This is a genomic window from Methanothermobacter sp. KEPCO-1, assembly GCF_008033705.1.
Classification (GTDB): Archaea; Methanobacteriota; Methanobacteria; order Methanobacteriales; family Methanothermobacteraceae; genus Methanothermobacter; species Methanothermobacter marburgensis.
This window is the reverse complement of sequence record NZ_CP042937.1, coordinates 453,578-472,889: the sequence shown is the minus strand read 5'-3', so window position 1 is coordinate 472,889 and position 19,312 is coordinate 453,578. Positions and strand designations below refer to the sequence as shown.

21 protein-coding genes are annotated in these 19,312 nt (G+C 47.7%); 11 read left to right on the top strand and 10 right to left on the bottom strand.

Annotated features, from left to right (window positions below; translation table 11 throughout):
* Window positions 1-18 precede the first annotated feature (18 nt).
* Both nadC and FVF72_RS02535 read left to right on the top strand, forming a co-directional pair.
* Complete coding sequence (gene nadC / locus FVF72_RS02540; protein WP_147671103.1) at window positions 19-858, top strand: carboxylating nicotinate-nucleotide diphosphorylase; 840 nt, start codon at window positions 19-21, stop codon at window positions 856-858.
* A 140-nt stretch (window positions 859-998) separates the two neighbouring features.
* A complete protein-coding gene (locus FVF72_RS02535) occupies window positions 999-1,388 on the top strand; it encodes a hypothetical protein (protein ID WP_147671102.1) in 390 nt (129 codons plus the stop codon).
* On the opposite strand, the gene FVF72_RS02530 is transcribed toward FVF72_RS02535, so the two are convergent.
* The 3 genes from FVF72_RS02530 to FVF72_RS02520 all read right to left on the bottom strand — a co-directional run bounded on the left by FVF72_RS02530 (window position 1,385) and on the right by FVF72_RS02520 (window position 3,383).
* Window positions 1,385-1,975: a ZPR1 zinc finger domain-containing protein gene (locus FVF72_RS02530; protein ID WP_147671101.1), complete on the bottom strand. Its 591-nt coding sequence runs from the start codon at window positions 1,973-1,975 to the stop codon at window positions 1,385-1,387. The two genes, FVF72_RS02535 and FVF72_RS02530, sit on opposite strands and share 4 nt — an antisense overlap.
* 72 nt (window positions 1,976-2,047) lie before the next feature.
* Entirely contained in the window at window positions 2,048-3,007 is a 960-nt protein-coding gene (locus FVF72_RS02525) for a 3H domain-containing protein (RefSeq protein ID WP_147671100.1), read from the bottom strand.
* 28 nt (window positions 3,008-3,035) lie between these two features.
* Window positions 3,036-3,383, bottom strand: a complete 348-nt coding sequence (locus FVF72_RS02520; RefSeq protein ID WP_010877438.1) for a roadblock/LC7 domain-containing protein — start codon at window positions 3,381-3,383, stop codon at window positions 3,036-3,038.
* Window positions 3,384-3,511: 128 nt separating this feature from the next.
* Between FVF72_RS02520 and FVF72_RS02515 the strand changes: the two genes are divergently transcribed.
* From FVF72_RS02515 to FVF72_RS02495, 5 genes are all read left to right on the top strand, one after another.
* Window positions 3,512-4,564 carry a DUF1611 domain-containing protein gene (locus tag FVF72_RS02515; protein ID WP_147671099.1) on the top strand — a complete coding sequence of 351 codons (1,053 nt, stop codon included), beginning with the start codon at window positions 3,512-3,514 and terminating at the stop codon, window positions 4,562-4,564.
* Entirely contained in the window at window positions 4,565-4,924 is a 360-nt protein-coding gene (locus FVF72_RS02510; protein ID WP_013295235.1) for a cell division protein SepF, read from the top strand.
* A gap of 7 nt (window positions 4,925-4,931) precedes the next feature.
* Window positions 4,932-6,026 carry a DUF2226 domain-containing protein gene (locus FVF72_RS02505; protein ID WP_147671098.1) on the top strand — a complete coding sequence of 365 codons (1,095 nt, stop codon included), beginning with the start codon at window positions 4,932-4,934 and terminating at the stop codon, window positions 6,024-6,026.
* Window positions 6,027-6,098: 72 nt separating this feature from the next.
* Window positions 6,099-6,878, top strand: coding sequence for a septum site-determining protein MinD (locus tag FVF72_RS02500; protein ID WP_147671097.1), 780 nt, complete (start codon window positions 6,099-6,101; stop codon window positions 6,876-6,878).
* 20 nt (window positions 6,879-6,898) lie between these two features.
* Complete coding sequence (locus tag FVF72_RS02495) at window positions 6,899-7,732, top strand: carbohydrate kinase family protein (RefSeq protein WP_147671974.1); 834 nt, start codon at window positions 6,899-6,901, stop codon at window positions 7,730-7,732.
* Here FVF72_RS02495 and FVF72_RS02490 read toward each other — a convergent pair.
* Window positions 7,729-8,478, bottom strand: coding sequence for a TatD family hydrolase (locus tag FVF72_RS02490; protein ID WP_255503809.1), 750 nt, complete (start codon window positions 8,476-8,478; stop codon window positions 7,729-7,731). The two genes, FVF72_RS02495 and FVF72_RS02490, sit on opposite strands and share 4 nt — an antisense overlap.
* Before the next feature lie 105 nt (window positions 8,479-8,583).
* Here FVF72_RS02490 and FVF72_RS02485 point away from each other — a divergent pair, with 105 nt between their 5' ends.
* Together FVF72_RS02485 and FVF72_RS02480 are read left to right on the top strand one after the other, a co-directional pair.
* Window positions 8,584-9,432, top strand: coding sequence for a winged helix-turn-helix domain-containing protein (locus FVF72_RS02485; protein WP_147671095.1), 849 nt, complete (start codon window positions 8,584-8,586; stop codon window positions 9,430-9,432).
* 130 nt (window positions 9,433-9,562) lie between these two features.
* The gene (locus FVF72_RS02480) at window positions 9,563-10,330 is read left to right on the top strand and encodes a winged helix-turn-helix domain-containing protein (protein ID WP_255503773.1); all 768 of its coding nucleotides are present in this window, start codon (window positions 9,563-9,565) and stop codon (window positions 10,328-10,330) included.
* A 2-nt stretch (window positions 10,331-10,332) separates the two neighbouring features.
* Here FVF72_RS02480 and glyS read toward each other — a convergent pair whose 3' ends face one another.
* From glyS to tfrB, 5 genes are all read right to left on the bottom strand, one after another.
* Window positions 10,333-12,024: a glycine--tRNA ligase gene (gene glyS, locus FVF72_RS02475; protein WP_147671973.1), complete on the bottom strand. Its 1,692-nt coding sequence runs from the start codon at window positions 12,022-12,024 to the stop codon at window positions 10,333-10,335.
* An 18-nt stretch (window positions 12,025-12,042) separates the two neighbouring features.
* Complete coding sequence (dcd, locus tag FVF72_RS02470) at window positions 12,043-12,636, bottom strand: dCTP deaminase (protein WP_013295244.1); 594 nt, start codon at window positions 12,634-12,636, stop codon at window positions 12,043-12,045.
* Window positions 12,637-12,702: 66 nt separating this feature from the next.
* The gene (locus FVF72_RS02465) at window positions 12,703-13,779 is read right to left on the bottom strand and encodes a DUF1512 family protein (RefSeq protein WP_147671093.1); all 1,077 of its coding nucleotides are present in this window, start codon (window positions 13,777-13,779) and stop codon (window positions 12,703-12,705) included.
* Window positions 13,780-13,818: 39 nt separating this feature from the next.
* A complete protein-coding gene (locus FVF72_RS02460) occupies window positions 13,819-14,541 on the bottom strand; it encodes a TrmJ/YjtD family RNA methyltransferase (protein WP_147671092.1) in 723 nt (240 codons plus the stop codon).
* A gap of 11 nt (window positions 14,542-14,552) precedes the next feature.
* A complete protein-coding gene (gene tfrB, locus FVF72_RS02455; RefSeq protein ID WP_013295248.1) occupies window positions 14,553-16,022 on the bottom strand; it encodes a fumarate reductase (CoM/CoB) subunit TfrB in 1,470 nt (489 codons plus the stop codon).
* Window positions 16,023-16,240: 218 nt separating this feature from the next.
* On the opposite strand from tfrB, the gene iorA reads away from it, so the two are divergent.
* Both iorA and FVF72_RS02445 read left to right on the top strand, forming a co-directional pair.
* Window positions 16,241-18,097 carry an indolepyruvate ferredoxin oxidoreductase subunit alpha gene (gene iorA, locus FVF72_RS02450; RefSeq protein WP_147671091.1) on the top strand — a complete coding sequence of 619 codons (1,857 nt, stop codon included), beginning with the start codon at window positions 16,241-16,243 and terminating at the stop codon, window positions 18,095-18,097.
* Complete coding sequence (locus tag FVF72_RS02445) at window positions 18,094-18,684, top strand: indolepyruvate oxidoreductase subunit beta (RefSeq protein ID WP_147671090.1); 591 nt, start codon at window positions 18,094-18,096, stop codon at window positions 18,682-18,684. Before iorA ends, FVF72_RS02445 begins: the two co-directional genes overlap by 4 nt.
* Window positions 18,685-18,869: 185 nt before the next feature.
* Here FVF72_RS02445 and FVF72_RS02440 read toward each other — a convergent pair whose 3' ends face one another.
* Window positions 18,870-19,301, bottom strand: a complete 432-nt coding sequence (locus tag FVF72_RS02440; protein WP_147671089.1) for an ACT domain-containing protein — start codon at window positions 19,299-19,301, stop codon at window positions 18,870-18,872.
* Between the last annotated feature and the right edge of the window lie 11 nt (window positions 19,302-19,312).

The following is a 19,312-nucleotide window of genomic DNA, read 5'->3' as shown; positions in this document are numbered from 1 at the left end:
TTAATTTAGGGGATCTTCATGATTGACATTCTCAGGGAAATGATCAGGGCAGACGTGGGATTTGAGGATATAACAACCGAGGCAATTGTTGAAAGGGGCACAGTGGCAGTGGCGGATGTCATAGCCGGAGAGGAGGGCATAATTGCAGGTGTGGATGTGGCATGGCTCATAGCCGCAGAATTCGGAATCGAAATAGAAAGGCTGAAAATGGATGGTGATCCGGTTAAAGCCGGTGAAAGGGTTATAATCCTTGAGGGGGAAGCTTCAGATATCCTGAAGATCGAGAGGACAATGCTGAACCTCATGATGAGAATGAGTGGCATAGCCACCCTCACACGAAGCATGCTGGAGCGGGTGAGGGCAGTGAACCCTGATGTGAGGATAGCCGCCACCAGGAAGACAACTCCTGGTCTGCAGTGGTTTGAAAAGCAGGCAGTTAAAATTGGTGGTGGTGACACCCATCGTTTCAGGCTTGATGACTGTGCAATGATCAAGGACAACCACATAGCAATCGCTGGAAGTGTGGGGGACGCGGTGAGGCGGGTTAAGGAACATGTGAGCTTCACAAAGAAGGTTGAGGTTGAGGTTGAAAGGCCAGGTGACGCTGCACTGGCTGCAGAGGCAGGGGCCGACATCATCCTGCTTGATAATATGAACCCCGGGGACGTCAGGAAGGCACTGGAAGAACTCGAAAGTGCCGGGCTGCGGGATGGGGTGATTGTTGAGGCATCAGGGGGCATAAAACCTGAAAATATAGATCTTTATGCTTCCACTGGAGTTGATGTGATATCAATGGGGTTTATAACCACATCCGCCCATCCAGTTGACCTCAGCCTTGAGATAAGGGAACTGAAATGACCTTTAATTCTGGTAATCAGAACACTTAATTTAATTAAAGAGGGCCTATATTTTCTGTTGTTATATTCGGTGTTTCTTTGATTATATGGAATACATTTATATACCTTGAGCCTGATATAGTCACATGGAGGTAGAAACCTATGGAGAATGAAGAGATTCAGAATAACAATGCTGATATGGAAGCTGAAGAGGAAACCGAGGAATTACCCTTTGCCAAGGCAGAGGTTGTCAGGCTCATGAAGCAGCACCTTGACAGTGACAAGATGATACGTGAAAGGGTCAAGGTTGAGATGAATAGGTTCCTCGGAGAAATCCTTGAGAAGGTATGCCAGCAGCTTAACCAGTACCCCTATGCCACAGTGGAATACGAGATGCTCAAGGAGTGCATATACCCCTACAAGAACATTGAAAGGATAAACCAGGAAAAGGAACGCCTCCTGGCACACCTTGAGGCAATAAAGGCCGACTGTGATGCAATGGGTATGGATATCAAACGCACACTCAAACTAAGGGATGTTGATGAGGACTAATCCTCCTCATCAATCTCATCTGACTCAAAAACCAAAAATCCTGTCTTGAGGGATTTTATTTCTTCATCTGAGAGCTTTTCCCTCACAGCACTGGGGTGGCCAACAAAACTCTGCCCAAATGGGTCCTCAATTATAACTGTGACATTCCTTTTTCCCCCGCGAACTTCACGGAGCATTTCCAGGATCTCTGAGGCTTTTTCCTTTGATTCATCCTCCTCAAAGAGGTTGATGGCTGTTTTAACAGCAGTTTCAAATCTCTCAACAACACCCTCAATGTTGGAAATGTAACCTGTTGACCTGGGGCCAGGTTCAACTTTGAGTCCGAGTTCAGGTATCCTTATGGTTGCTGACTGGGACTTAACGACCCTTGCGTTGAGTGTTTTGTCACCCACCTCGATTGTGTACCTTGATGGTTCCTTCTGCTCAAGGCAGATTATATCTGTGCTTCTGTAGCCACACCTGCTGCAGATGAGTACGGATTCCATTATCTCACCGAAGTAGGGGATCTTCTCAACCCTACTGATGGCGGTCATACACTTCTCTCCACTGCAGACTGGGCAGTCGATCTTCATATCTTGCTGGTTCAATCTGTCACCCCTGTACTCCTGATTACAGAACGCAAATTAAGTGGATGGATCATCAAATTTACACTGTGATATTCAGTTCTCTTCCCGGTAGATAAGTCCACTTTCCTCAAGTTCATTCAGTATTGCCTGAAGACTCTCAGGGTCCGGTGCACATATCCTGTGGCTGTGGATGTTATCTGAAAGCGTGTAAAGCCTTTCAAGATCCCTTTTTCGCTTTGGACTCTCATTTAACCGCTTAAGAAACCTTTCAGCCTCAACAGGATCGTATACGTTGACCTCACGTTTGAGTGGCTGTGAAAATCCAGGTATTGGATATGATACGTCAACGATTCTTCCGCCATGCCTCTTAATGATGATGTCTATAACCTCACCGAGGCGTTCAACAGGGTGCTGAAGCGTTACCTCGGCGCAGTTTTCCCTTATGAATGACAGCATCCTTTTGATGGTGCACCTTATGTCGTCGTTGTTGATCACCGGCACGTCATGCTCCCTTGCCTTTCTTACAAGGTAGTCATGGATGACACGGTTCTCACGGAAGTATTCAAGGTGTTTTCCACCCCTCTTTACCTCCATGGCCCTCTTAACGAAGCGCTCCTTATGGACATTCTCCTCGGCAGAGAGGACAAAAAAATGAATTGATGCGTTTTCCTCAAATTTTTCAATGTCCAGGAGGCCGGGAAGGAGGTGGACGCCCTCTATGGTCACATCATCAGAGTCAGCAACAGCCCTTTCAATAACCTTCTCAACTGCAGGAATAACGAATGAGGCGTGCTCCTCAAAACCCGCACATATCAGTGACTCAATGTTGTTGTTGCGGAAGCGCTCTTTATCCCTCAGTGTTGTGTAGGCATCAAATGAGGACTTATGGAGCGCGGGAGCATAATCTGGCCCTATTATGCCCCTTACGATCTCCCTTATGAAATCTGTTTCTATAAGGTGCTTTATGTTTAACTCCCTGGCAAGTTCCGATGCAACGGTGGACTTTCCAATTCCTGAAGCACTTCCTATAAGTATCACATAGGGTTTTCTCAATTTTCACGCCCCATATTTAAAATAGAGGTTATGTAAGGAGATCCTTAACGCGTTCGGCACTTCTCCTCATCTCGATACGAATAAGACCAAGATTTATATCAACGTCGGTTATCAGTACAAGTATTCCCTCCCCGGCGTCTATCATGAGGGTCTTACCCCGGGTACCCTCAATCATAACCTGTTCAAGGGGCTCATGCTTTATTTCCTCGGCGGACCTTTCTGCAGTACCGAAAACTGCTGAAGCCATTGCAGCGACCAGTTCCCCGTCTATATCGGATGGAACCTCACTTTCGATTACAAGACCATCCTTACCAACAACAAGGGAACCATTTACCCCATTGATCCTACCTAAATCTTTAAGTATTCTTGCTATCATACTATGCCTCCATAAACAGAGTATTCTACCCAAAATATATATGCTTTAAGCATTTATTAATTAAATGAGTATGACTAACTAATTAACAGTTTCTATTTGATTCCAGCAAGTATTAAAGGAGTGATTATTTGCACATATTATCTTCTGTTGAGGAACTGAGGGAGCTGAATCCGTTTATAATCATTGGATGTGGCGGTGGAGGAGAAAAATTTGCAAATTTTGAGGGAGTCGAACCTGTCGGATTTGTTGACGATGACCCCAGAAAGCATGGAAAGGACTTCTGTGGATTTAAGGTATCATCAAGCCTCCTTAAGCTTATAGATGAGACCGATGCAAGAAGTGTTGCAATAATGCTCCCCATAGGTGCAGAGGGCACCGCCCTCAAGTATGCTGTGCAGGCGATAAATGAGGGTAAGAATGTTGTGACCTCATTCAGATCACTCCCACTGGCAGATAACACTTCTCTCATAAAATTTGCAGAACAGATGAATGTAACAATCAAGGAGATAAGCCCCCGACTTGACAACGTAAGGAAAATATTCGGGGTTGCACCCACACGCTGCACAGAGGTACTTCCAAAGATAAAATACAGGCACAGGGCACCTGTGGTATTTGTTGGGGGCACCTCACAGGAGTGCGGCAAACGCACAACCACAAGGCTTCTGGGAAAGGAGGCAAAGGAAAGGGGCCTTGAGGCGGGAGTTATCTCAACCGATGAGATGGGTCTTGAACAGCCGGTTGACATAAATTTCCGGGCAGGGAGCCTCTCTGTTATGGATGTTGCAGCGGCTGTTATAGGTTCGGTGAAGTACCTTGAGGAGGAGAAGGACCCTGATATAATATTCATAGAGGGCCAGTCAAGCCTCACTGAAAGGAAAAACCCCCACCCAAGGGGTTTATCGGCCTCAATACTTATAGGGGCGATGCCCGACGTTACGGTGCTCTGTCACAGGCCAAACCATCCCTACAGAAAACCAAGGGGGGTAAAGGAGGAGATAAGGGCCATAGAGGCAATCGAGCCAACGAGGGTTATAGGGATTTCCTTAAATTTAAGAAACATGAATGACAGATCAATAATAGAAAGGTATGAAGCACGGTTTGGGCTTCCTGTTGTTGATGTTAAGAATGGGGGGGCTTCAAGATTAATGGACGTGATCATGGAGCACATAGGGGAGATTTAGTTGAGGGACATTCTCGAAATGCTGAAGAAAAGCGTGGGACTTGATGAGGAAGTTAAGGAACCTGAGGAGACGGAAACCATAATAGTGCCGGAGCACTCCTTCTATGAGATCATTCTCCTGAAGGCAAAGTCCATTGGGGATGTGGACGATGCCCTCTCTCAGGTGACCGATGAGAAGAATCCGGTTATACTCGATCTCACCGAGATCCAGAGAGATAATCCATCGGATTTCAAGACGGTGGGGGAACGCATAAAGGATCTCAGGGAGAATCATGGTGCAGAGGCGATACTCCTCTGCAATAAGGAGAAAAATGTGGTGATAATAACTCCACGGGAAATTAAACTCATCAGAAAGGGGTAGTGAACATATGGAGCTTCCGATAACCAAACCATCCAAGATTTCCTACGGCGATGAGATAGATTTCAGTGAACTTCTTGAAAAACTTGCCTCAGATGAATACAATGGATTCATAAGGATTACCCATGCGTCCGATGAGGGCTACATTCTATTCAGGGATGGGGTACACGTTGCAGCATCATACGACAGATTCATGAAGGAGGAAGCTCTTGAAAGGATAATGGAAGTGGCAGATAAAACAGATACCCTCATAGAACTCTTTGATCTTAAAAGATCACAGCTGGATTACCTCATGGATATAAACAGGATCTACACAATAGAACAAAAAGAGAGGGTAATCGAGCCTCAAGTGGTGGAAGAGGAAGACTACTTCAATCCAAAGGAGGCAAGCTACAGGCAGCCCATAACAGATGAAGAGACGCCTGAAACGCCTGAAATAGCCGCCGATACTTCCCCTGACATTGAAGATACTGAATTCACAGGTGCTCTGGAAGGTGAAGATGCAGAATCAACTGAAACCCAATCAAAGCCTCAGGTAGATGTTACAGGAGAAGTTACTCAGGAACCCCAAACTTCAGAGACCGAAGAGTCCCCTGAAATTCCCGCTGCTGATGAATCGACTGATGTCAACACCGGAAAGGAAGAGGAACTTAAGAATGAAGCTTCAGAATCCATGGATGTGACTGACTCCAAACCACTCAGCAGAGACGAGCTCATGAAAAAATATGGCCTCAGGGATATAGGTGAAGAGGAGGTCGAAAAGGTCCTTGAGACATATAAGGGTGGCGCGATCACAGATATCGATCCTGAAAGGGTTGAACTGACCCTTATGAATAAAATAAAAATGTCTATACTGGGAATACCCCGTATAAAGGGTGCTGAGGTGATCGTTTTCCTTGACAACACATATGACCTTAGTGGAAGGATCAAGATAATGGTTGAACATGAGGGTAAGGGTATCTTCTCAAGGATCATGGGGGATTCAAAGGAGGAGGAGAACCTCAAGTTTCATATAATGGATATCGTTGAGATGGAACTCAGGAAAACATTCAGGGATTTTCCTGAGATAGTGGATAACTTTGAGGTGAGTATTGAGGTTCGGTGATCTGCTTTTTGCTGTACTGGACATCAATATTTATATTAGGATGACTGTTATTATCTATGTGGAGGTATTGGAATGACAAGAGTGATTACAGTCGCATCAGGTAAGGGAGGTGTGGGGAAGACAACCATCACCGCTAACCTGGGTGTTGCCCTCTCAACCTACGGTGAAAGGGTTGTTGTGCTTGACGCTGATATAGCAATGGCAAACCTTGAACTCATCCTGGGGATGGAGGGAAAATCCGTCACACTTCATGATGTTCTCGCAGGTAACGCTTCAATTGAGGACGCGGTTTATGAGGGTCCCAATGGCGTGAGGGTGGTACCTGCCGGTATATCACTTGAGGGGCTCAGAAACGTTAAACTTGACCGCCTTGAGGATGCCCTTGCATACCTCATAGAGGATACTGATATACTCCTTATAGATGCTCCTGCAGGTCTTGAGAAGGACGCTGTTGCCGCACTTGCAGCTGCAGATGAACTTCTGCTTGTCACAACACCCGAGGTGCCATCAATAAGTGACGCCCTCAAAACAAAGATCGTCGCAAGTAAACTTGGCATCAACATAATAGGTGTTGTCATAAACCGTGAGCAGTACGATAAAACCTTCCTGAGTGTTGAGGAGATTGAGACGATACTTGAGGTTCCTGTTATTGCGGTGATACCTGATGATCCTGAGGTGAGCAGGGCGGCAGCCTTTGGTGAGCCTATAGTCATTAAGAATCCAAAGTCACCTGCAAGCAATTCCCTGATGAAACTTGCAGCGGACCTTATCGGTGAGGACTATCAGCCAATAGAACCAGACAAGCAGGGTGTTATCGCCAAACTCATAAGCGGTCTGATGGGGCGAAGGTGATCACCCGGTGATTTATTTTGATGAGTGTTGTCAGTGTTGGAACCTGCAACATGGATTTTATTTTTCGGGTGCCCAGATTCGTTGAACCGGACTCTGAGATGAACATAGAAGATTTAAATGTCATTCCAGGCGGTTCAGCGTTCAACTTTGCCGTCTGGATCTCCCACCTTGGATTTAAGGCTGGTGTTGTGTCGTCGGTGGGCAGGGATTTTTATGGGGACATGATCACATCCCTTCTGGAATCCAGGGGCATTGATACATCCTGCATATCAATGCAGGCTGAAAAAACTGGCATGGCCTTCATATCAGTGGATGATACTGGAAGGAGGTCCATTTATTCTTACATGGGTGCAAACGCCACTCTTGAAATTGGTGAGACAGAATCAGAATATATAATGGCTGCAGATGCAGTTCATCTCAGCGGCTGCTACCTTGAGGTTGCCAGCGCGGTTTCAGGTATCAGGAACGTCTCCTTCAGCCCGGGCACACTCCTGGCATCATATGGCATTGAAAGGCTTTCAGGTGTTCTTGAGAGAACCAGCATAATATTCCTTAATGATGATGAACTTGAGATGCTAACCGGCTCCGGGAGGTCAGGGATTGAAAGACTTCTTGAGGCCGGGGTCGGGAACGTTGTTGTGACCCATGGACCCAGAGGCGCATCCTTCTTTTCAGAGGACCACTCAGAGACCCTGGAAATTGAGGCTGAGGATGCGCTGGATACCACCGGGGCAGGGGACGCCTTTGCAGCGGGTTTCATGTCAATGTGGCTTAGAGGTTCAGAGCCAGCTGAGTGCCTGAGAAACAGTCACAGGGTGGCACGCAGGGTGATTTCAAGGATTGGCGCATTTTAGATTGGGCTGATTTTAAGGAGATCCCTTATGTTTCCATCAGAAACCCGCCTTATGTCACTGCGGCTGAAACCCTCCATCTTCATTCTCTGAACCGTTCTTGGAACTGAAAGGGGATCAGATGGCGCTGAGCTCATGTCACTGTTAAGTACAAACCTGTCTGTTCCATATTCACGCAGAATTTCAACGGCTTCCTCTGGCGTGAGCTTTTCAGGCTGCACAGTCAGTCCCAGCATGCACTCAGTTTCCACAAGCTCCGGGAGAACCTCCAGGTTAACATGTTCAACCACCACCATGGACTCATCAATTGTACCATCGATTACATCCATTATCTGTGGGGTAACATCGGCCTTTCCTCTCCTTGGAGTGTGGACAATCACAGGGTAACCAAGCTCATCAGCCACTTTCAGCTGGGCTTTAAAGACATCCTTTTCAATTTCTGAACCAGAGTCAAGACCCACCTCACCAACAGCAACCACAGACGGATTTCTGAGGAGATCTGGGAGTTTTTCAATCACCCTTTCAGGGTCACGGGGTATTGCCCGGGGGTGTATTCCCAGTGCTGTATGGAGTTTTAACCCATTGCGGGCGGCCCTCTCGGGGTCCACTGTTAGCAGTCTCCTGAAATGCGCCATGACAACATCCGATGATGTCATCTCCAGGGGGTCATGGGCACAGGTAAGGGCCCCCTCTATACCACTCACAGCCATAAGTTCAAAATCTTCAGAGGGTCTTGTATCCGCATGTATATGGCTATCTATCAGTTCAAATCCTCCTTTAAACCACTACAACTGTAAATTACTCAATAAAATATTTAAAATCTGATGAATATAAAGACATAAGGAGGCTGTTTGATGTACGAGGAGAGGCTCACTGACGTATACGAATATCTCTATGAGGATCTTCAGTTCATCCTCAAATCCAGCATAAGGTTCAGGATAATGGTTTCGCTTCTCAGGTCACCAAAAACCTTTGATGAGATTAAAGGGGAGGTTAAGGTGAGCCTTCCAGCACTTTACAGTAACATAAGATTACTTCTTGAGGAGGGGTCCATCACCAGGAGGGGGGACTCTTACAGCCTCACATCAGAGGCAAGCCTAAAAACCCTCTCAGCACTGAAATTAATGAACTCTGTGAGGGTTATAAATGGATTTGATGAAGTCTGGCTGAATCATGATATTAGCGGGATTCCTGAGTACCTCATTGAGGATATTGACTGGCTCATAAATTCTGAACTCATCAGGTCAGCGCCTGAGGATATATACAGGCCCCACAACACCTACAGAAAACTTATAGAGGATTCTGAGGAGGTTTATGGCGTATCCCCCATCGCTCACAGGGACCTGGTTGATATCTATGAGGGGCTCCTGGAAAGGGGGGTTCATGTTGAACTTGTCCTCACAGATGGCGTGATACGGGAGATGGTTTTAAATGCAAGTTTCGGGCTCCTCAGGACTGCAATTAAGAACAGAAACCTTAAGGTTCTCCGATTTCAGGGCCCATTGAAGATTGCGTTCACGGTGACCGATAAGTTCCTCTCACTGGGTCTTTTTGATAGCAGAGGATTTTATGACCAGAACAGGGATATCATGAGTACTGACAGGAGAGCCATTGAGTGGGGCTTCCGGCTCTATGAACATTACAGGGAGAGATCTGAAAAGCTTGGCATCAGAAACCTGACTGGAATAATGTTATCAATGTAGGGGGCAGAGGATGGAACTTAACAGTGATTTTAACCTACTTTCAGGGTTTTCGGATGACATTCATGATTTGCTTGCTGAGATCAGATTTATAGCGGGATCCCGGGTGCGATCAGGGGTAATACTCAATCTTATGGACGGAGAAAAAAGGGTTTCTGAGATCAGGGACATCATAAGGACCTCAAATTCAGCCACCACACATGCACTCATGGAGCTGGAGGAAAGGAGGCTGGTGGAGAGGTCCTCAGACACATGCAGACTAACGTCAAAGGGGAAACTTATGGGAATCACCCTATCAAAATTTATGAACTCAATGGATGCTGTGAGGCTTCACAGGGAATTCTGGAACAAACATTCAATTGGATCAATTCCAGCGCGGTTCCTCATGGATATAAACGTCTTCAGGGACGCCTACATTGTTGAGGCAACACAGGATGACCTCCAGAGACCATACACAACCTACCTTGAGATGCTGGATAACGCCACCCACCTCAGGGCAATGCTTTCATCCTGCCTTCCCAGGCACACAGAATCAATAGCAGGGTTCGTTGAAACTGGCGGAAGGGTGGAGCTCATTCTGACACCTGACACATATCATGTTTTTCTTGGGGAGTCTGGCTTAATGAACCTCCATGAACTCATGGATTCAGATTTACTGAGAATTGGTGTTCTCCCTGAGAAACAGAAGATCTCGTACCTGATATCTGACACTTTTTTCTCAATGAGCCTCTTTAAAAGGGATGGCTTTGATTCATCAAAAACGGAAATCCTGTTGGGTCATGGGGATGAGATTCTCCAGTGGGGGAACAGGCTATTTGATTACCACTGGAGCCTCTCATCGGTGCTGGACAGTGAATCTCTGGGCAGCGTCAGGGAGACCCCGCTTCCTCTGGAGGAGTAGTTTCAGGATTTTATAAATTCCTCTAACCTTGAATCCAGTTCCTCAATTTTCAACCTTATCTGGCTGCAGTCATCCCTGCTCCTGAGGGTCACTGTTCCATCCTCAAGGGTTTCATGATCCACTGTAACCGCGAATGGAACCCCTATCTCATCTGAACGGGCATACCTTCTCCCTATGGTCCCTGAGGAGTCAAATTCAGCTATGAACCCTGATTTTCTGAGCTTTCTTTTTATGTCAAGGGCAACATCAACCATTTCTTTCTTGTTTACAAGGGGGAAAACGCTGACCTCCACCGGCGCAACATGCGGTGGGAGTCGGAAGTAGGTCCTGTCATCCTCATCCACAAGGGAATGTAAGAGAAGGGTGTAGATTATTCTGTCTATACCGAATGATGGCTCTATGACATGTGGATAGACCTTTTCTCCTGTCACAACCTCCTCCACATCCTCAAAGGTGACATCATCTGGCAGTATTTCGAATTCACCTTCAAGGATGAATTTGCCCTCGTCCCTGAGTGCTTTTTCCACTTCATCAGCTTCAATTTCACTGAGGGCCTGGGCTATCCTTGCAGCGTCCTTGCGGAACCTTGGACCGAGCCTGCCCATGTCAGGTTTAACAGCGCGCCTTTTAATTTTCCTTGGTTTCTCGTATTCTATGAAAACCCTCAGGTCCTCTCCGCTGTACTGGCTGTGGGATTTGAGGTCATAGTCTGTCCTGTCGGCTATCCCTATAATCTCTATCCAGCCATAGGAATCTGTGAATGCCTCAACGTCCCAGCAGTCAATTGCATAGTGGGCCATTTCAGATGGAAGGTGCTGCCTGAACCTCAGGGCATCCTCGGGTATGCCTATATCTGTGAGGAACCTCTTTGCAAGGCAGAGGTGGTATGTCAGTATTTCACTTGATACAATGCCCCTTTCAACTGCTTCAGCCGCAGTCATCTCAGAGGGCTCTGAACCATCAAGCTGGTCATCTGCAGAATATAATCTGAGTTTATCCCCTTTAACAGTATCAAACTCCGGGTGTGACTTGTCTTCAGGGTTGACGAATATCTCTGCCTCTGCCTGTGTGAACTCACGGAGCCTTATAACACCCTGCCGGGGTGATATCTCATTGCGGTATGATTTACCCAGCTGAACAACGCCGAATGGCAGGCGGTTTCTGAAGAACCTCAGAAGCCTCTTGAAGGGTATGAATATCCCCTGGGCAGTTTCAGGTCTGAGGTACCCTGTTTTTTTTCCTTTAGCCCCTATCAGGGTCTGGAACATGAGGTTGTAGCTCCATACATGGGTCAGGTGTCCACCACACCTCGGGCACCTTATAGCCTCATCTGATATGATCTCTGTAAGCTCCTGGTTTTCGAGGCCCTCAACATCCCTTCCTGTTGCATCCTCGATTATGTGGTCGGCCCTGTAGACATCCATGCACTCCTTGCACTGGGTCATTGGGTCATTGAAGTGGTCAACGTGTCCTGATGCCTTGAGGGCCTCCTCTGGCATTATGGTGGGGGACTCTATTTCATAGAAGCCCTCCCTGACCACATAGAATTCACGCCACCTGTTCATTATCTTGTTCTTGAGTGTTGCTCCAAGTGGTCCGTAATCCACGAAACCTGCCACACCTGAGTAGATTTCAAATGAAGACCACAAAAAACCTCTCTTCCTTGCAACGGTCATTGTCTTTTCATGATTCAACATGATCACTCCTTTTCATCAGATCCTTGAGGTTCTTATTTCATAATCATCCTTTATCCTGCTTGTCTGGGGTCTTGTCTGGCCGATGTATTTGCTGTCACGTGATGGGTGACCATACGGTTTCTCTGCAGGACTTGTCATTGTCTCGAAGACTATCTGGCAGACCCTCTGGCCAGGGTAGAGGGCCACCGGCATTTTACCTATGTTGGATATCTCAAGGGTTATCCTTCCATGGAAGCCGGGGTCCACGTATCCTGCAGTTACATGCATGGTTATGCCGAGTCGCCCGATGGATGAACGGCCCTCAACCCTTGCAACAAGGTTATCTGGGAGCCCTATGTATTCATAGGTTGTTGCAAGGGCAAATTCACCTGGATGTATTATGAATGGACCCTCCTCAACATGAAAGGTTTCCATGTATGATTCTATATCCGCAGGGTCCTTGGGGTCTATGCAGGGTTTTCTTATAACCCTGAATCCCCTGAATTCATCGCCTATTCTAAGGTCAACTGAGGATGGCTGTATCTGCCTTTCAGGGTCATCAAGGGGGTCTATGGTTATCAGTCCCTCCTCAAGGTACCTCTTTATGTCACGGTCGCTGAGTATTGCCATTAAAACATCTCCTCTTTATTCTGGGGGTATTTTTCTTTCACCTTGCTCTTCCCAAGCATCTCCTCTTTATTTTCGGGTGTCATCCTTTTCTCTCACCTTGATCTCCTTGGGGTTTTCAACGGCGTCAGGTATGCCGCTGCTGTTACCCACACCGATTATGAGGATTGAATCTGCATCTGATCTGGATATTATATCCTCTATCCTTGAGCGGGCGACGCTGCAGGCGTCAAGTATTTCCCTCGTCATATGGGACATCGCCTCCTCGGGGGACATCTTTATTATGATGGCGTGGGTTCTGTGTTCAAGTATCATGTTCTCCATGAACCACTTTTCAACCCCCAGGCCACCTATGGCCACCCCGACCCCCTCAGCCACTGTACCTGTTTTTTCACCCTCCATTTTAGCGGCAGCATCCACCATTATAACCTCGTCGAACTCATCCTCACTGAGGATCTCCTCAAGGGCCTTCACCACCATTCCAAGCCTTGAACCGGGACCATGTGGCTTCAGAATACCAATATCCTTATCCATGAATCTTTTCCTTACATAGACCATTTCATGGAGGTGTTTTTTTCTGTCCTCTTCATCTATGAGCATCCCTGCTGTGAGGGGGCCGGCACCGTCACCCAGGGGGAGGGAGGATGAGATTGCCTGGCAGCCATCCAGGTATGCCCTGGCGGTCCTCATGATCAGCTCAAGGTTCATCTGGAGTGCAACCAGAATCTGAAGGTTTCCTGTCTTCCTTGATAGTTCAAGGTTATGCCTGAGAAATTTGAGGATACCTCTGATACCTGCGGTCACCTTCATGCACATTATTATGTTAGCCTTTTTTTCACTGTCCGCATCTGGGGAAAGTTCTTCAATCATCTCCCTGATACGGAGGTCTCCCATCTCAAGGAGCCTCCTGAATTTATCTGCAAGTCCTGATGGATCAATATCCGAGGGGGGTACTATGAAGAACTCCAGGTAGTCCTCCAGGAGACCCTCATCTGTGATGCCGCTGAGGTCCATTATTATCTTTCTGGCCTTCTTCTCCATATCATCCAGTTCCCTGATGGCCCCCTCAACCGCAGAGAACATCCTCATCCTGATTATAACAGGCAGGAAAATGATGAGTACGATGAAGATAATGATACCCACCATATCAAGTAAACCGAAAAACAGACCAAGACCTCCTGAACCTTATTCTTTCATCCTGTTTTTTATTCTCCGGAGGACACCCTTAAGTGTATGGGCCTCCCTTGCTGTTATGAAGGCCCTCCCGGTCACATTCCTGAACACCCTCGAGGCAACCCTCTCCTTGTGTGGGGGAATGTCAATCAATGAGAGTATCTCGTCCATCTCATCCACGAGAAGTTTTTTTTCAACTCCTGAGGCATCCTCAAGTCCTTCGCAGTCAAAATCTCTTTTTTTGAATATCTCATAAAATATTATTGCGGCGGCGTGGGTTATATTCATTATGGGGTATTCCCTATCTGTGGGGATACTCACCACCATGTCGCATAGGCCGAGCTCCCTGTTTGAGAGCCCATCCCCCTCACGCCCAAAGAGGATGAAGGTCCTTGAGGAGGGGTTGATGGCTGAGGCGAGCTGGGATGGTCTCAGGGGTATTCTGTCAACGTTGTAGCTCCCTCCAGGCACACCGGTTGTTCCAACAAGAAAGTCAGGTTCAAGGTTTTCTATCATCTCATCAAGGGTCTGGTAGATGATGGCATCCTCAACAAGGTCCCTGGCATGCATTGCCTGGTAATAGGCCTCATCCTCAAGGCTGCAGGGGTTTATGAGGATGAGATTTTGAAGGCCGAAGTTCTTCATGGCCCTCGCAAGGAAACCCACATTCCCAGGGGTTTCAGGTTCCACAAAGACGACCCCAATGTTTCTGGAGAGGAGCTCGTAAACTTCCATATCCAGCCCCCTCAGTCATCGGAATAGGCCATGTCGAGGAGTTCAAGGATGTTCATAACCTTCACGTCCCCAAGACCCTCCTTCTCAAGGGAATCCTTTATATGGAGCTGGCAGAAGGGGCATATTGTTATCACGGCGTCAACATTGAGTTTGCGTATCATCTCAGCCTTCTTCTTTCCCAGGCTTTCGGCTATCTCAGGTTTACCGGATTTCACACCTCCACCTGATCCACAGCACTGCCCCTGTTTTTCCATTTCAACAAATTCAAGGCCCGGGATGCTGTTAAGTATCTTCCTTGGCTCCAGTTTAACGCCCTGACCCCTCAGAAGGTGGCAGGGATCATGGTAGGTCACCCTCATATTGACAGGCTTCATTTTAATGTCGTCGATCCGATCTGCCAGGAATTCGCTGATGTCAAGGACGTTCAGTTCAACGCCATAACGGGGATAGTCCTTCTTGAGGGTGGCTCCGCAGCCAGCACAGACTGTTATTATGGTGTCATACCCCTCGAGGGCCCTCCTGTTTCTCTCAACAAGATCCTCAACAATGTCGAGCTGTCCTGTCCTTATCATGGGTGATCCGCAGCACACCTGACCATCAGGGACGTCAACCTCGAAGCCGTGTTCTCTCAGCACCCTCAGAAGTGCCATTCCAACATCAGGCATCCTGTAGTCGACCAGGCATCCTGTGAAGAAACCTATCCTTGAGCCCGGGTTCTGCCCCACTGATTCAATGAAACCCTTTCCTATATGGTCAACGGATCTGCCTGTCTCTGAAATGAGTTTTTTGATCTTTCTGTGGGCATCGAGGGGTCCTGCGCCCTCTCTGCATGCCATGGCCCTCAGCTTTTCAATCGCATCCCCGGGTACATTGAGTTCCTTGGGGCATACCTCGGCACATTTACCGCAGGTGGTACAGCAGTAAAGTCCTTCCTCCACACCCCCAGCGGCTCTTTCGGCCTCATCACGTGGATCGAAGGCAAATTTTGATATGTACCTCATGAAGTAGGGTCCTGCATACTCTGTGCTCTCCTTTATAACAGGGCATGAACTTATGCAGGAGAAACACTCTATGCATCCCCTCAGTTTTTTGGTGTCCTGGTAGTCCTCTGGTTTGATCCTCTGGATGCCCCTTGCTTCTGACTGGAGGTAGAGGCCCATGGCCCTCACCTTATCCTCTATTTCGCTCCTGTCAACCATCAGGTCCTTTATAACCGGGAGGTCCACCGGCTCAATAACGGCACCATCCTCCACCTCTGCCCTGCATGCCAGGACAACCTCTCCGTTCATCTTAACAGCACATGAACCGCACTGCCCTGCCCTGCATGAGCTTCTGAAGGCAATATTGGCATTATACATTTTATTTATAAGCTGAAGGGCATCAAGAACCTTCATTTTTTCCTTTGAAGGTATATCATAACTTTCAAGATGTGGTTTCTCATCTACACCTGGTTCAAACCTTAAAACCTTAACATTTATCATTTTTATCTCCGCACCGAATCATGTGAAGAAATTATTTAGAATTAACTGAATCCTAATTGTTCATGGTCCATATTAAGGTTTGTGATTCCAACTGATAAATTTTTTATAAAATGTTAATAGATGTATTCTGAGTACGGTTGCTATGTGTACTGACAGGATGTATCGCCTTGCAGGCCATCCACAGCAGAGTACTTAAATTATTACTCCGAGGTGATTTCATGGAACTGGATGATATCCTTGACGCCGGAAGGGGCGATAGATTATTCTTACTTGGTAACGAGGCAGCGGTGAGGGCCGCAATAGAGTCGGGGGTTGGTGTAGCAAGCACCTACCCGGGGACACCATCATCAGAGATAGGAAACGTCCTATCAAAGATTGCAAAGAGGGCAGGGATCTACTTTGAATTCTCGATAAATGAGAAGGTGGCACTTGAAGTCGCCGCGGCAGCCGCTGCATCAGGGGTCCGCTCATTCACATTCATGAAGCATGTGGGGCTGAATGTTGCATCAGACTCATTCATGAGTGTCGCATACACCGGTGTGAGGGCCGGAATGGTTGTCCTATCTGCCGATGACCCCTCGATGTTCTCATCACAGAATGAACAGGATAACAGGCACTACGCACGCCTTGCATGGGTTCCACTCCTCGAACCCTCAAATCCACAGGAGATCCTTGAATACATGAATCATGCCTTTGAACTCTCAGAGGAATACAGGATACCGGTACTTTTAAGGACCACAACCAGGGTCTCACACATGAGGGGAGTTGTGGAGGCTGGCGAGAGAAGGGCGGAACCAGTGAAGGGGTTTTTCAGAAAGAATCCAGAGCAGTTTGTACCTGTACCTGCAACCGCAAGGGTGATGCGCAGGGAACTTGTTGAGAAGATGAAGAAACTTAAGAGAGTTGCAGACACCTCAGAACTGAACAGGGTACTCAATGAGGACTCTGAATCGGATCTGGGAATAATTGCATCTGGAGGGGCTTTCAACTATGTATACGATGCACTCCAGACACTTGGACTTGATGTCCCGGTCCTGAAACTGGGATTCACCTACCCCTTCCCTGCGGGACTTGTAGCCGAGTTTCTCTCTGGACTTGAAGGGGTGCTTGTTGTTGAGGAGGTGGACTCTGTAATGGAGAAGGAGGTCCTTGCAGTCGCAACATTGGAGGGCCTTGATGTGGGGGTCCATGGAAAACTGGACGGCACACTCCCTGAGATATATGAGTACAGTGAGGACATAGTTAGAAGGGCCATTTCAGGACTCACAGGAATCAAAAGCCATGAAAAGGGAATAGAAGCGCCTGAGTTACCTGAAAGACCCCCTGCACTCTGTCCCGGATGTCCCCACAGGGCCATGTACTATTCGGTGAGGAGGGCCGCCTCTGAACTCGGTATTGAGGGGGAGGATCTCATATTCCCCACCGATATCGGGTGCTACACCCTTGGGATAGAGCCCCCCTACTCTGCGGCAGATTACCTCCTCAGCATGGGGTCCAGTGTGGGTACCGCCTGCGGGTTTTCGGCTGCAACATCCCAGAGGATAGTTTCTTTCATAGGGGATTCCACCTTTTTCCATGCAGGTATACCGCCACTCATAAATGCTGTCCACAACAGGCAGAGGTTCGTTCTGGTTATACTGGATAACAGGACAACTGCAATGACCGGCGGACAGCCACACCCGGGGCTCCCCGTTGATGGGATGGGGGAGGAGGCCCCAGCCATATCCATAGAGGATATCGCCAGGGCCTGCGGTGTTGAATTTGTGGAGACCGTTAACCCCATGAACATAAGGAGATCCTCTGAAACCATCAGGAGGGCCCTTCAGCACGAATCTGTGGCTGTGGTTATATCCAGATATCCCTGCATGTTATCTGAGGGTGCTGTCCGCGGAAGGCCGGTGAGGGTTGATGAGGAGAAATGTGACCTCTGTCTTGAATGCCTCAATGAACTTGCATGTCCAGCGATGGTTGAGGAGGATGGAAGGGTATTCATAGATCCCCTCTACTGCAGGGGATGTACAATATGCCTCCAGATATGTCCAGCAGGAGCCATAAAACCGGAGGGAAAAAGATGAACTACAACATTTATGTGTGTGGTGTTGGCGGTCAGGGGATAATAAAGACATCTGTTATAATCGGTGAGGCCGCCATGAATGAGGGGATGAATGTCGTCATGAGTGAGATCCATGGGATGGCCCAGAGGGGTGGTGCTGTCTCAACGGAGATAAGGTTCGGTGATGTGAGGGGTTCCATCATACCGCAGGGTGAGGCTGACCTTGTATTAGCATTCGAACCCCTTGAGGCCCTGAGAGCACTCCCCAAAATGTCCGAAGACGCCTGTGTAATTGTGAATACATCAAAAATACCCCCATTCAACCTGATAAAAAGTCCACACCCCTATCCTCCCCTGGAAGAGATAATTAAAACTCTCGAGGAGAATGCAGGAAGGGTGAGGAGCTTCAATGGGGAGAAAATCGCTGTGGAGGCCGGTCACATACTATCACTCAACATGGTTATGCTGGGCGCCGCAGCGGCCACCAGCGGGTTTCCCCTGGGAAGAGAGACACTTATAGAGTCCATGAAGAATAACCTGCCCCCAAAGTTGATGGAAGTGAACCTGAGGGCATTTCATGAGGGGTTTGAAGCCGTTAATTGGGAGTGAGGTTAAAGGATTTAGAGGGTGTGGATATCCTCGGATGTGAGGTTGTTGCTAGTCTGATGGTTAAAGGATTTAGAGGGTGTGGATATCCTCGGATGTGAGGTTGTTGCTAGTCTGATGGTTAAAGGATTTAGAGGGTGTGGATATCCTCAGACGTAGGAAGTTAATTGTGACTGAGGGTTAAGTATTTAGAGGATGTGGATATCCTCAGATGAAAGTACGGGGATCCCCGCATCCTCAAGTGCCCTTATACCCTCATCAACATCCTCTGTCCTTATAACAACAACTGCTTTTTCCCCCTTTTTCTCAACGAATGCGTAGATGTATTCCACGTTTATATCCCTCTCTGTGAGCACACCCAGTATACCGTCAAGTCCTCCGGGCTCATCAGGCACCTCAACGGCTATAACATCGTTGACCCTTACCACGAAGTTCTTCTTCTCAAGGGCCTTCCTTGCAGCTTCAGGATCCGAAACTATCATCCTCAGTATCCCAAATTCGGATGTGTCTGCAATGGAAAGGGCCCTTATATTTATACTTTCCTCTGAAAGGGCGTGAATGGCATTTTTCAGTCTGCCCTTTCTGTTTTCAAGAAATACTGATATCTGCTTCAGTTTCATTTAAGGCACCT